Source organism: Paenibacillus apis (assembly GCF_018333295.1).
Classification (GTDB): domain Bacteria; phylum Bacillota; class Bacilli; order Paenibacillales; family Paenibacillaceae; genus Fontibacillus; species Fontibacillus antibioticophila.
The window spans coordinates 1-13,355 of record NZ_BORS01000012.1 but is presented as its reverse complement, the minus strand read 5'-3'; the positions used below and the strand labels follow the sequence as shown (position 1 = coordinate 13,355).

Genomic DNA, 13,355 nt, shown 5'->3' with positions numbered 1-13,355 from the left:
TTTTACTTAAACTGCGAGCATTACATTGAATTGACCCCGGAAAGAAAAGAACAACCTCTCTCAGGTTGCTCCACTCTTCTTCCTATACACTTAAACGTCTTGCAATTTAAAAAGTTTCAGATGCCTTATGCATCATTTTGGGATTCTTGCATCAGGGACACGTTGCGCTGCGGCTGGAAAGTAGAAATCGCATGCTTGTACACCATTTGTTGACGGCCGTCACTGTCGATGACGATGATATAGTTGTCAAATGCCTTGATTGTCCCTCTGATCTGGAAACCGTTCGTCAGAAACACCGTAACAGGAATACTCTCTTTGCGCATTTGATTCAGGAATGTATCTTGGATATTAATGGACTTGTTCATTAGCCGTACCCCCAATAGGAATCATTTAGTGTTTAGAATTATATTCAAGATCTGATGAAAACTTTCCTGCTATTATAGCCTGTGCATCCTTGAAAATTGACTGAAAATTTTGGCCGTCCCCCACATCGATCCAGGAAATATCCTTCATATGGCGGAACCAGGATAACTGCCGCTTGGCAAAATGACGGGTATCCCGCTTTAATTTGTACACCGCGGCCTCCAGTGGAACTTCATCCTCCAGATGCTCGACGATTTCCTTGTAGCCAAGTCCCTGCATGGATACCGTATCCCGTGGAACGCCTCTCTCCAGAAGCTGGCGAACCTCTTCAACCAGTCCTGAAGCGACCATTTCATCAATACGCTGTTCAATACGGTTATATAGCATTTGACGGTCCATTGTCAAACCGATGAGGCAGAGCTCATATGGCGATTCCTTCTTCTGCCGCTCCAGACTGGCGGATAACGGTTCGCCTGTAACATGGAATACCTCAAGAGCCCGGATCACCCGCCGGATATCATTCGGATGCAGCCGCTCAGCGGATTTCGGATCGACCTCGGCGAGCTTGGCATGAAGCGCCTCCGGTCCCTCCAGCTCATAAATCTGCTGCTGCCGGGCCCTGAACTCTTCGTCGGCAGAAGCCTCAGTGAACTGAAAGCCATAGCAGACCGACTCAATATACAGGCCTGTACCGCCTACTATAAAGGGCAGGCGGCCTCTGGCATGGATCTCCGGAATCAATTGCCCGCACCATTCCTGAAACAGCGCGACCGAGAAAGGTTCGTCCGGCTCCAGCACATCAATCAGGTGGTGAGGAACTCCCCGCATTTCTTCACGGGTTATTTTGGCGGTTCCAACATCCATTCCCCGGTACACCTGCATGGAATCCCCGGAAATAATCTCACAGGAGAACGCCTTGGCCAGCTCAATGCTCAGCCTTGTCTTGCCTACCGCTGTCGGACCAAGTAAGACCACCAGCTTCGGTTTATCCAATGTTGTCAAGCTCAATCACTCCGTACACAATTTTGGCCTGGGAACGGCGGCAGATCGTGAAGCCCAAACGTTCGAATTCGCCGCTGTCCTTCTTCTCCTTCAGCATAACGACCTTGCGCGCTACCCGGCAAGCCTCCTGAACAGCTTCCTGGCTAAGACAGCTAGTATTCGCAAATGCTCTCAGCGGGGAGATCGCTGACGATTCCGCCACCGGATCCCTGAACATGGGATCGAAGTAGACAACATCGGCGCTATTGTCCGGCAGCCCCTTTAAGACTTCCAGATGATCGCTGCGCAGCAGCTTGATCCGCCGAAGCGCCTCATCAAACTCTTTTACCCCGGATACATAGTTAGCAAAACCTTCATGCAGCAAACTCCACAGCGGAAGGGATTGCTCGAGCGCAAGGACCTGTCCGGCAGCTCCGGCTCCCAGCGAAAATATCGCCGAATCCGAGCCTAGCCCGGCAGTACAATCGACCACAGTATCCCCCGGCAGCAGCTTTGCCGCCTCCAGCATCGGATCGCGCTCCCCGCGGAGGACCCGCTTCGCACGGACAAAAGACATGCTGGGATGAAAGTGCATATCCTCCTCATTCTGCCGATACAGCCTTGCTCCTCCTTCGAGGACCACCAATATGTCCCCGTCTCCCGTTTGAAGGCTCATCTTTGCAAGAGAGGTTCTGTTCCTAGGAAGATAGCGAACGCCTGTCTTGGCTGCAAGGCTCTCGGCTCTTCTCACGGTTGCCTGGGCCGGATGGTCTCCTGTTGTTATAATCACTGGCGCTCGTTCCTCCGTTCTCTAAACGTAATCAAAAGATAACTTTTTGAACTTCCTTACATGACCCGCTTGAATAATTTTTCCAGATCATAGTTACTGAAGGAAATGACAATCGGCCGCCCGTGAGGGCAGGTATAAGGCTGCTTGCAGCTTGCCAATCGGGCAAGCAGGGTAACGGCTTCCTCATTTGTCAGCTTTTGATTCGCTTTGATCGAGGCCTTGCAGGAGACCATGATGGATGATTTCTCCCGAAGCTTGGCTAAATCCAATTGCCGTTCATTCAACACCCACTCCGCCATCTCGGTTATGATCGAGGCCTCTTCCCCCTCCGGAAACCAGTAAGGATAGGCTGCGACGCGAAAAGTTCCGCCTCCAAAGGGCTCAAGAATCACACCCGCCTGCTCAAACCAGCTTAGGCGATCCTTCAGCTTCTCCGCCTCGGCCGGCGTAAATTCAAGCGTCAAAGGCAGCAGCAGCTCCTGGGACGCATCGGCCGGTTTGCCGAATTTCTCGTAGTAATATTCGTAATTCACCCGCTCATGGGCGGCATGCTGATCGATCAAGTACAGCCCCTGCTCATCTTGAGCGATCAGGTAAGTGCCATGGTGCTGCCCGATCAGGGTCAGCTCCGGAAAGGCCGGCAGCTCCGGCGATGCTTCCGGAGCGCTATACAGCGCGTCGGCATCGGCAGGCCGCGCCGGCTGTGCCGCCGCCCCGCGCGAAGCGGGCGGCGCAAAGCCCGGCTGCGCGGCGCCGCCTGCGCTGCCGGCAAAGCTGCCCGGCGCCGGACGCTCGCGCAGCGCCGGTGGCCAGCCCGCGGCGGCCGCTTCGCGGGCCGCGGGGCCGGTGTAGGCGCCGCCGGCCGGAGCGGCGCCGGACATTGCCTGGCCGGCCGTCTCACGGGCCGGCTGCACTGCCGCCGCAGCCGCAGGGGCGGCGGATTCTGCGCTGCTGTCCGGCCGGAAGGCCGGGAAGCGCAGCTGCTCCTGGATCACCGAGCCGGAGCCCGGCTTACCGAGCGGCTGCTTGGCGGCCTGCGGAATCAGCACCTGCTGTGACAAGGCCTGCCTCAGCGTCTCCTCCACAAAGGCATTCAGCTCGCTCTCCTTGCTGAAGCGAACCTCCAGCTTGGCCGGGTGCACGTTCACGTCAACCAGTGACGGGTGCATCTCCAGTTGAAGCACCACCAGCGGGTAGCGGTTGATCGGAAGCAGCGTATGGTATGCGCGCAAAATACTTTGCTGTAGACCCGTATTCCGGATATACCTGCCGTTTACGATCGTCGACATGCCGGTCCGGCTGGAGCGGGTCAGCTCCGGAAGGCCGATAAAGCCGGTAACCCGGTAATCAAGATTCTCCCCTTCGATGGGGATCATTGCTTTCGACGTATTGATCCCGTAGATTGCAGCAATGACCTGGAGCAGGCCGCCGCTGCCCCCGGTCTGGAGGAGCGTATTGCCGTTATGCTTGAGACTGAACGATATTTCAGGATGAGCCAAGGCCTGGCGGTACATTACGTCCGACACATGCCCCAGCTCCGTCTGAATCGTCTTCATATATTTTAGCCTGGCCGGTGTGTTGTAAAATAATTCCTTTATCGTAATATCCGTTCCCTGCGGCGCTGCCGTCACCTCGTTCTCCTTCAGCGTACCGCCTTCAATCGCGATGACGCGGCCAAGGCCGCTGTCGTCGGCAGAGGATACAAGACGGACCTTGGAAACGGCCGCGATACTGGGCAATGCCTCCCCGCGAAAGCCAAGGCTCCGGATCTGGAACAGGTCCCGCCCGTTTGCAAGCTTGCTGGTGGCATGACGATAAAAAGCCTTTTCGCAATCCTCCGACTCGATCCCCGAGCCGTTGTCCGTGACCTTGATCAGCTCCAATCCGCCTTCCTCCACCTGAACCTCAATTTTGGAGGCCCCGGAGTCTACGGAGTTCTCGACCAGCTCCTTCACCACTGAGGCAGGACGCTCCACAACCTCGCCCGCCGCAATCTGGTTTGCGATATGCTCATCCAGCACCGTTATTTTTGCCATGCATGTTCCCCTCCCGTCAACAGATATACTGATTACAGCTGATTCACCTTCTGCTTCAGCTCATTCACAAGCTGCATAGCCTCCAGTGGTGTCATATTCATTAAATCACAATTCTTAATGGCATTAACAATCTGCTTCATGCCGCTGTTGGTGTCTTCCTGCACCGGTTTATGCTTTCTTTCAACAGGCTCATCGCCAAAAATAGATAGCTGCACAACATCAGGCATTGATGCGGCTTCAGATACAACCTGCTTGTCCGATAAAGGCGCTCTTTCCTCTGACTGGACAGGAAGTTCTCCTCCCGCAACCGCTGCGGCCGCCTGCTCCAGGCTTTGAAGCAGGCCATATGCCCGCTCGATGATGCCATTCGGCAAGCCTGCAAGTCTGGCACAATAAATGCCATAGCTCGTGTCGGCCGCCCCGGGCACCAGCTTGCGCAGAAAATGCACCTTGTCCCCGCTTTCCTGCACGGCCATGCGGTAGTTGCTTAACCCCGACAGACTGGTCTCCAGATGGGCAAGCTCATGAAAATGCGTCGATACAAGCGCCTTACAGCCGATATGATGATGGACATATTCAATGACAGCCTGGGCAATGGCCATCCCTTCGCTTGTCGAGGTTCCCCGGCCCAGCTCGTCAATAATGATCAGACTTCTTGAGGTGGCCTTTTCGGTCATAATCTGGATATCGGCCATTTCCACCATAAACGTACTTTGCCCGCCGATCAGATCATCCGCTGCCCCTATTCGGGTGAAAATCCGATCCACAATCGGAATCTCCGCCTTGGCCGCCGGCACAAAGCTGCCGATCTGGGCCAGAATGGAGATCAGCGCCACCTGACGCATATACGTGCTCTTTCCGGCCATATTAGGTCCGGTAATCAGGAGAATGCTGGCCTTGTCCTTTTCCAGCGCTGTTCCATTATCTATAAATGCAGCATCCTTCATAACGGTCTCAACAACAGGATGACGTCCCTGCTCGATGCGCAAATCATACCCGTCGGTCAATTGCGGCCGCACATACCCGCCGTCCGCCGCTACTGCGGCGAGCGCGCAAAAGACATCAATCTTGGAGAGCTGCTCGCCCAGCAGCTGCAGTCGCTCGATTTGTCCGGCCAGCCGCTCCCGCAGCTCGCTGAACAAGCGATATTCCAGATCGGCCATCTGCTCCTCGGCCTCCAGAATAAGCGTCTCCTTCTCCTTCAGCTCGGGAGTCACAAAGCGTTCGGCATTGGCAAGCGTCTGCTTGCGCTCATAGCGTCCCTCTGGCAAGGCGCCCAAATTCGATTTGGTCACCTCGATATAATATCCAAACACCTTGTTATAGCCGATTTTAAGCGACTTGATGCCGGTATGCTGGCGTTCCGCCGCCTCCAGCTCGGCAATCCAGCGTTTGCCGTTACTGCCCGCCTCACGCAGCTCGTCCAGCCGTTCATGATACCCGCTGCGGATGACGCCTCCGTCTCTAACCGATACTGGCGGATCCTCTGCGATGGCCGCATCAATCAGATCGGCCAGATCGCTGCACACATCCATTTCTTCCGCCAATTGCTGTAATGTTGCGGAGCCGGAGGTTTGGCACAGCTCTTTAATGCCCGGAGCCTTGCGCAGGGATAGCTTCAGCGCATTCATATCCCGGCCGTTCGCGCTTCCGAAGGCGATTCGCCCGGTCAACCGCTCCAGGTCGTAGACCTCCTTCAGAGAAGCCCGCAAATCCTCGCGGATGATAAAGCCTTCGCGAAGCTTTTCCACCGCTTCCAGACGGGCTTCAATCTCAGCACGTTTAAGCAGCGGTTTGTCGACCCAGCGACGGAGCAGACGCGCCCCCATCGAGGTCTCAGTCCGGTCGAGCAGCCATAATAGCGATCCCTTCTTGGAACGCTCTCTGACCGTCTCCACCAGCTCGAGGTTCCGCCGGGTGAAAGGATCAAGAATCATATATTGCTCCGGCTCATAGGAAGAGAACTTGGTCAACTGCCCGAGAGAGCGCTTCTGCGTCTCGCTAAGATAACCGATTAACAAGGAGATGCAGCTGCGGCGCTCATGTTCAAGGCGAATCCATGCAGCCTCGCCGAACTGCTTGCGGGACAGCTCCTCCTTGCCTTTATCCCATGCTGTATAGACCACGGTTTTGCCCAAAGGAGCAGCCTGTCCTTCAATATAGGAGAGCAATGCCTCATCCCCGATCAGCTCGGAAGGATCGTAGACGCCGACCTCTCCCTTGAGCCATTCCCAGCTCGACGGCGAAGAGGTGACATACAGCTCTCCTGTGGACAGATCGCAGGCAGCCAGCGCCATTGTGCCGTCCTGTTCTGTCAAGCAGACGAGATAGTTGTTGGCGCCGTCTCCTATCGTTTTGCCTTCCATAACCGTTCCCGGGGTCACGACGCGGATAATCTCCCGCCGGACGACGCCTTTGGCCGTAGCCGGGTCTTCCACCTGCTCGCAGATGGCCACCTTGTATCCCTTCTCGATCAGGCGCTGGATATAATTCTCCGCCGAATGATAGGGCACACCGCACATCGGGATTTTCTCCTCGACTCCGCCGTCCCGTCCGGTGAGTGTAATCTCCAGCTCCTTCGAGGCAAGCAGGGCATCCTCAAAAAACATCTCATAAAAATCGCCCAGCCGGAAAAAGAGAAAGGCATCCTGAGCCTGGGCTTTTACACTCAAATATTGTTCGATCATTGGGGTATATGTAGCCATTCGCAACCTCCAAATTCACTTTCATAGATCTCTATTATACCAGAAAGGCGGTCAGGGTTACGAGTGAAATTACAGTCTCCACATCAGCCGGATGTCTGCCGACTCATCCCAGATTGCCCCGGAGGATATCGCGTCAAGCAATGGATCGATATAGCTTTGGTAGCGTTCGTAAGCAGGAAGTTCTCTTAACTTGCCTGCCAATGGCGGCCACTCTCGTGCCAATACGGTCTTCGTTCCCTTGTAAAAAGCTTCCCGCACCTCATCAAGGTCAAGCGGCCGTTGATCAAGCTCCCTATAGCTTTCAGTAATCACCCTGGCCAGTGCGACAATTCCTTTCGTCACCATAGGAGAGATCAGGAAGCTCGGCAGGGTTCGATATTCGAAGCCGCCGTAATCCTGGAGCCTGTAATCTCCGAGACTTCCATAGCGCGGACGGCGGCGGGCGCTCCGCTCATCCTCCAGAAGCGCAACCGGCAATGCCAAATAATTATCAAGCACTCGAAGCAGCTCTCCGGATAACGGAACACCGCTGAAATGCAAATGTCCTCCCAGGGGAAAGCCTTGCTGCGGCATCCCTCCCGCCTGCCAAATCAGCCGGTCATCAGATATCGCCGCACGTGCTGTACGGAACGCTGCCAGCAGATGAAGGACGACCTCTCTAGGCTCCGAGCCAGGCTTAGGACGCAGCTCGGCAAGCGGAAGCATTCTTCTCCCCCGGTATCTTAGCACATCACACCCAGCTACTCCCTGGCGGTTCAAATACCGGGATGCCGGAATAATCTTGCGGGTGTCCGGGTTATACAGCAAAAACTCCGGATCCATCCCGATCAGCGGAACCCGCGATTCCGACTGCCCTTGGCTCAGCAGCTGCAATTGCTGTCTCATCGCTTCCGCCATCCGATATTCCCAGCCTGGCGACCGCCAATCTGTACCGTCCGTCACATGCTCGACAATAGATTGGCCTTCTCCGTCCGTGCGGAGCATCACCTCTCCATAGTCAAGGCCTAAGGCATATAAGGAGCGAACGGCTGTCCTCGACAATCGCTTCCAGAGCGGAGACCCGGTTACAGGTGTGGCAGCGGACTGAGGCAACACCATGCCGCTTAATGCGTCTTCACCGCTCCAAGGAACCATTTGAAGCGGCTGTAAATGATACACCTGGACCAGATACCGGCGATAATACCCTTTAACAGCAGGCCGCCTGCTTAACTCGGAGGGAATCCCCTCCATGCGCAGCCTGGATTCCATTTGCTTAACCCTTCGGTTTCCAACTTGGCCCGAGCCGAAGTTTATCGGCCACTCGCACGGTTCTCCTCCTGTATAAGCATCCGCAGGTCCATAATAAAGACAATCCTCCCGCAGGCTAACCCGCCCGTTATTCCATCTAGCCTCCGTATCGCGCCGTTCTTCACAAAATTTCTGCAGGCGGCCGTCGGCAAGGTTCAGCACCCGATAAGGCCCTTCGGTACGGTTCAGCGCGCGGATCAGCTTTCTTTTCACTTCCGCATTCAGGAACGGGAGCACAAGCACATGACGGACGCTCATCACAACGACTCTCCTTTTTACAATCCTTGCCCCTACATGAGTACCGGACTTCGAGGGTGAGCGCAAGATTCGATGTCGCATCAACCTCCTTGAATCACTTCGTGATCAAAAGATGACTTTTTAACTACCTTTAAACAAAAAGAGGGCAGCCGCCCTCGACGACGACGCCCCTGCCGCATATAGTAGACCATACTAACCCATCCATCATTGTTGCCGGGAAGCTGTTAGCGGCTCCTCGCAAGAGATGTCCGCAGTCCTACAGCTCGTCGTCGAGGAGGTCTGGATCCAGATCTTCGTAGTCGTCGAAATCCGATCCAAAGTCGTAATCCTTATCTCCGTCGTCACTGCCCGGTACGACAAGCACATTCAGCTTGGTCTCGGCCACAAGCTCTACGGCGAATTCGCGCTCCACGCGAATCGCAACCCGGCCGTCCCCGGTCACATTCGCTTCAACCGTGCTTGGCTCCTGCGTTGCCTCCGCAGTCACTTCCACGGTTGAAGCACGATGTCTGCTGTCCAGATAGCTGAGCGGCACATGTTCAACGTACGATACGGTTTCTTTGGCAACCTCTGTCTGCGAGTTTCTGTCGTAGGAGTACCAGATGTTGATATCGTAAGTACCAATAACTTCAATTCCGTCACCCGCGGCAACCGCCTCATACTGGTGGTTAATAATCCAGGCCCCCAGAATGCTGGTCGGTTTGTGAGGCGGACTCACGGTATGTGTTACGGTAGAGAACTTACGACCTTTTCCGCAGATCGCTTTCGTGATAATCTCTCTACTTTGATATTTCAATGACATGGTTTTATTCCTCCTCCATACATCATTCATTACATATGTATGCAAGAGCTGGGCTAATGTTCCAAGTTGTAAAAGAAAAATACAGAGAGAGAAGCTATATTAAGTTGAATTAATAAGTTTTGCGTTCTGAGGGCATTTTCTCATGCATCACCTGCGGCACGTCATTGTGATGAGGCAAATGCGGTGCCTGAGCCCCGGGCTTTATCCTTCTTGGCAATCTCAAGATAGTGGGCCAGCTCGCGGCAAAGCTGGAGAATGGCTGAACGGAGCTCGAATTCCTCCCTGGTCGAGGGAAGCTCCATTCGCTTGAATTCCTGCTCCAGCTCGGCAAGCATCCGTTCTGTCTCACCCATGTATTCATAGCTGCTCACGTCTCTGCTCAGCGTATCGAAGAGGATTGCCGTAATCTCTCCTTGCGGCATTCGCTGATAGACGAGCGAGATCAATTCAAGCATGCTCTCAATGCGTACAAGCTGTTCCTTTCGCATAAAAAAGTAGATGCTCCAGGATTCACTCGGCGAGATCAACTGATTTTCCAGCGCCCGATTGGCAAGGCTCAGCCCTTCCTGTACGGCTCTCTCCGCCTCAATCATCTCCTTGCCGTCCCACACATGATAGGGGTCGCGCAGGGACAATGCAAAGTGACTGAAGATAATGGAGAACATCCCGTCCACCCTGCTGCGGATCTGCTGCAGCTTGTCCTCCGCCTTTGGCATATACGCCATATTGACCAGCATGGCAGCGCCGAGTCCGATAACGAGCAGCTCGATCTGGGTTAACAGCACATGCCAGCTTAGCTCTTCGCCCCCAAATACCCGAAAGACCACAACCGAGCTGGTCACGATCCCCTCTTTGAAGTTTGCTTTTGAAATTAGCGGGAAGGCAATCAGAATGTACATAATCAGGCTCCAAATGTGGAAGCCGAGCAAATAAAAGATGGCAAAGGCGACAGCCAGTCCCAGCAGAGAGGCAAAAAAGCGCGAGGACACCGTCATAATGCTCCGTTTACGTGTCACATCCACGCCTAATATCGCCAATAATCCGGCGGATAAATGTCCCTCCACCCCTGTCCAATCTGCAATAATAATGGCAAGCAGTGTCGCGACTGCCGTCTTAATAATCCGGAACCCCATGAAACCACCCTTAGTCATAATTTGTTGGCTTTTGCTCTAACATCGTACCTTTTTTTACCGAAAGCGACAATACGAAATCGGGGGCTCCACAGAGTTCCTTGCTTGCAGACGGCAAGGAGCGGTTTACCGCTCCTTGAGCAGCTTGCGCTCCACGTAGACCACCATCTGATACATTGCCGTTGCCACAACAGCGATAATAACCAGACTCGACAAGACCAGCGTGAAATTAAACACCTGAAACCCGTAAACGATCAAATAACCGAGGCCGATCTTGGCGACCAAAAACTCGCCGACAATAACACCGACCCAGGACATACCGACATTCACTTTGAGTGTAGACACGATGGCAGGGAAGGAGGCAGGCAAAATCGCTTTGACAAAAACGTCTCTACGGTTGCCCCCAAAGGTCCGAATGACCTTGATCAAATTCGAGTCCACTTCGTTGAAGCTGTTGTAGACCACTAATGTAGTTACAATGACGGTAATCGATAGCGTCGTCATTACAATCGCGGTAAAGCCCGCGCCAAACAACACGATAAAGATCGGCCCCAGCGCGACCTTGGGCATGCTGTTGAACACAACCATATAGGGGTCAAGCACCTTTGACAGAAAAGGGGACCACCAAATAAGGACCGCAATTAATGTCCCAACCAGCGTACCCAGCAGGAAGCCGACAGCCGTCTCCCCCACCGTCATGAACAGATGCGGCCACAGCTCTCCGGTAACGATATCCTTGACGATCTGGGCACCGACCTTCGAGGGATAGCTGAAGATCAGGACATCGATCCATCGCAGGCGTCCGGCAAGCTCCCATAGTCCAATCAAGGACAGGAGCAGCAACAATTGAGTCGCAAGCACCTGTCTTGCCATCCGCTTCTTGCGTTTACGATGCTGCAGCCATTTCTCCTTGATCCACAGTTCCCGATCGGTTCCTTCTTCGCTGACAGGCGTGGAAGTCAATTCCGGTTCCCCCTCTCTTCCTGTGACTCGAGATCCCGCCAGATTTCATGAAACAATTCATTAAATCCGCTCTCTTCCCGGGCGTAAAAGGGCTGAGCCTTCCGAATGTGTTCGGGGATCCGATACATACTGCGAATTCTTCCGGGCCGCGCCTCAAGCACGATAACCCGGTCACTGACCGCAATCGCTTCCGATAAATCATGGGTAACGAGCACGCCGGTCTTGCCGCGCTGGCGTAAGGTGTCCACGACCAGGTCCTCCAATTGAAGCTTGATTTGATAATCCAGCGCCGAGAAGGGCTCATCCAGTAGAAGCAGATCCGGATTTGTCGCGAGAGTCCGAACCAGGGCCACACGTTGCCGCATCCCCCCGGATAGCTGATGAGGATACTTATCCGCCGTATTTTCCAGTCCGAGTCCATTCAAGAGCTCAAGGACCCCCTCCCTGCTCCGGTCATTCAGCCTCCCCGTCAGCTCCAAACCAAGCAGCGCATTGTCAAGTATGCTCCTCCATGGAAACAAGTAATCTTGCTGAAGCATATACCCCACCTCAGGCGAAGGGCCGCTGACCGGTTTGCCGTGCAGCAGAACCTGGCCTCGGGATGGCGGGATTAATCCGGCAATCACGGACAGAAGTGTGGTTTTGCCGCAGCCGCTTGGGCCGACCAGGCTGATCAGCTCTCCGGAGTACACGGACAAATCAAGTCCCTCCAAAGCCAATACCGCTTCCCGGTCGGTCACATAGATCAGATCCAGATTCCTTAATTCAACGACAGGTACTGCATTCATTGCATACACCCTCCTTTCTGGCCGTTCTGAACTATTCAGCGGATTGCAACGCCTTCTCGCCAAAGGAGTTATCCGCTACCTGATCAAGCTCTACTCTGCTCTTGAGTTCACCTGCACTGTCCATTACATCCAGAAGATTATTCCAGGCCGCTTCATGAAGCACAGGGGATTCCGCGTATGAGCCCTGTTCCAAATAGCGCTTTACAGAGCTGACAAGAATGTCTTCGTCCGTGTCCTTGAAATAAGGGGCAATGGTCTTGGCCGTTTCTTCCGGTGAATGGTCGCGTACCCAGATCTGCGCCTTATGAATAGCATTCGTAAACTTTTGAACCGTGTCTCCATGTTTTGCAATGTAGCTCTGCTTTGTCATGAATACCGTGTAGGGAAGCTGCCCGCTTTCCGTTCCGAACGAGGCAATAACATGCCCCTTTCCTTCGCGTTCAAATATGGAGGCCTGCGGTTCAAATAGCTGCACATACTGCCCTGTGCCGGAAGCAAAGGCAGCAGCAATATTGGCGAATTCGATATTCTGAATCAGCTCCAGATCCCCTTGCGGATCAATGCCATGCTTCTTCAGCGTGAATTCTCCTGCCATTTGCGGCATGCCGCCCTTTCGCTGTCCGAGGAAGGTGCTTCCCTTCAGCTTGTTCCAGTCAAAGTCTCCTGTCTCCTCACGCGCTACCAGAAAGGTCCCGTCCGTTTGGGTTAACTGAGCAAAATTTATGACGGGGTCCTCCGCTCCTTGCTGATACACATAAATCGATGTCTCTGCACCAACCAGGGCTACATCAATCGCTCCCGACAGGAGCGCTGTCATCGTCTTGTCTCCGCCGGCTGTGGTCTGCAGCTCTACTTCAAGCCCTTCTTCCTTGAAAAAACCCTTCTCCAACGCCACATATTGGGGCGCATAGAATACCGATCTCGTCACCTCGCCAATTCGGACCTTTTGAGCCGTGCTGCCGTTGCCGCAGCCGCTGAGCATACTGACCAGCAGAACGACCAATCCGATGGCGAGCACTTCATATTTTCTGAACGACATGCCATTCACCTCTTTCATGCAAATTAGGTATTGACCATGGTTCAATGTATGCGGCACGGGAAGGAATGGTTAAGCCATACAAACGCAATCAGCACCACCCGTATAACGGGTGGTTTGCTCTGCGGCTGAAAGCCTTTGTTACTGGCCAGCCCTGAAAGGGCACTGAATGATCCGCCAACCGCACTACTTTTTTAGCTACCCCTAAAGGGGTTG

11 protein-coding genes are annotated in these 13,355 nt (G+C 54.1%); all 11 read right to left on the bottom strand.

Annotated features, from left to right (window positions below):
• Window positions 1-125: 125 nt before the first annotated feature.
• Entirely contained in the window at window positions 126-365 is a 240-nt protein-coding gene (gene hfq, locus KI362_RS17000; protein ID WP_044478789.1) for an RNA chaperone Hfq, read from the bottom strand.
• Between the two features lie 25 nt (window positions 366-390).
• Window positions 391-1,365 carry a tRNA (adenosine(37)-N6)-dimethylallyltransferase MiaA gene (miaA, locus tag KI362_RS16995; protein WP_301628868.1) on the bottom strand — a complete coding sequence of 325 codons (975 nt, stop codon included), beginning with the start codon at window positions 1,363-1,365 and terminating at the stop codon, window positions 391-393.
• Complete coding sequence (locus KI362_RS16990) at window positions 1,349-2,134, bottom strand: class I SAM-dependent methyltransferase (RefSeq protein WP_301628867.1); 786 nt, start codon at window positions 2,132-2,134, stop codon at window positions 1,349-1,351. Before KI362_RS16990 ends, miaA begins: the two co-directional genes overlap by 17 nt.
• Window positions 2,135-2,190: 56 nt before the next feature.
• On the bottom strand, window positions 2,191-4,170 hold the full coding sequence (mutL, locus tag KI362_RS16985) for a DNA mismatch repair endonuclease MutL (RefSeq protein WP_301628865.1): 1,980 nt from the start codon (window positions 4,168-4,170) through the stop codon (window positions 2,191-2,193).
• Window positions 4,171-4,202: 32 nt separating this feature from the next.
• Window positions 4,203-6,875 (bottom strand): DNA mismatch repair protein MutS, encoded by a 2,673-nt coding sequence (gene mutS, locus KI362_RS16980; protein ID WP_301628864.1) that lies wholly within the window; start codon window positions 6,873-6,875, stop codon window positions 4,203-4,205.
• A 69-nt stretch (window positions 6,876-6,944) separates the two neighbouring features.
• Complete coding sequence (locus KI362_RS16975) at window positions 6,945-8,420, bottom strand: putative amidoligase domain-containing protein (RefSeq protein WP_301628862.1); 1,476 nt, start codon at window positions 8,418-8,420, stop codon at window positions 6,945-6,947.
• A gap of 256 nt (window positions 8,421-8,676) precedes the next feature.
• Window positions 8,677-9,222 (bottom strand): outer spore coat protein CotE, encoded by a 546-nt coding sequence (cotE, locus tag KI362_RS16970; RefSeq protein ID WP_044478799.1) that lies wholly within the window; start codon window positions 9,220-9,222, stop codon window positions 8,677-8,679.
• 161 nt (window positions 9,223-9,383) lie between these two features.
• Window positions 9,384-10,355 (bottom strand): aromatic acid exporter family protein, encoded by a 972-nt coding sequence (locus KI362_RS16965; protein ID WP_301629152.1) that lies wholly within the window; start codon window positions 10,353-10,355, stop codon window positions 9,384-9,386.
• Window positions 10,356-10,478: 123 nt separating this feature from the next.
• Window positions 10,479-11,225, bottom strand: coding sequence for an ABC transporter permease (locus tag KI362_RS16960; protein WP_301629151.1), 747 nt, complete (start codon window positions 11,223-11,225; stop codon window positions 10,479-10,481).
• Between the two features lie 86 nt (window positions 11,226-11,311).
• Window positions 11,312-12,103 (bottom strand): ABC transporter ATP-binding protein, encoded by a 792-nt coding sequence (locus tag KI362_RS16955; RefSeq protein WP_301628859.1) that lies wholly within the window; start codon window positions 12,101-12,103, stop codon window positions 11,312-11,314.
• Between the two features lie 31 nt (window positions 12,104-12,134).
• Entirely contained in the window at window positions 12,135-13,142 is a 1,008-nt protein-coding gene (locus tag KI362_RS16950; RefSeq protein WP_301628858.1) for an ABC transporter substrate-binding protein, read from the bottom strand.
• Window positions 13,143-13,355: the final 213 nt, after the last annotated feature.

Coding starts and splice junctions, on each gene's coding strand:
- KI362_RS16950 (WP_301628858.1), bottom strand. CDS start 13,142: ATGTCGTTCAGAAAATATGAAGTGCTCGCCATCGGATTGGTCGTTCTG.
- hfq (WP_044478789.1), bottom strand. CDS start 365: ATGAACAAGTCCATTAATATCCAAGATACATTCCTGAATCAAATGCGC.
- KI362_RS16975 (WP_301628862.1), bottom strand. CDS start 8,420: ATGAGCGTCCGTCATGTGCTTGTGCTCCCGTTCCTGAATGCGGAAGTG.
- KI362_RS16960 (WP_301629151.1), bottom strand. CDS start 11,225: ATGGCAAGACAGGTGCTTGCGACTCAATTGTTGCTGCTCCTGTCCTTG.
- mutL (WP_301628865.1), bottom strand. CDS start 4,170: ATGGCAAAAATAACGGTGCTGGATGAGCATATCGCAAACCAGATTGCG.
- KI362_RS16965 (WP_301629152.1), bottom strand. CDS start 10,355: ATGGGGTTCCGGATTATTAAGACGGCAGTCGCGACACTGCTTGCCATT.
- KI362_RS16955 (WP_301628859.1), bottom strand. CDS start 12,103: ATGAATGCAGTACCTGTCGTTGAATTAAGGAATCTGGATCTGATCTAT.
- cotE (WP_044478799.1), bottom strand. CDS start 9,222: ATGTCATTGAAATATCAAAGTAGAGAGATTATCACGAAAGCGATCTGC.
- mutS (WP_301628864.1), bottom strand. CDS start 6,875: ATGGCTACATATACCCCAATGATCGAACAATATTTGAGTGTAAAAGCC.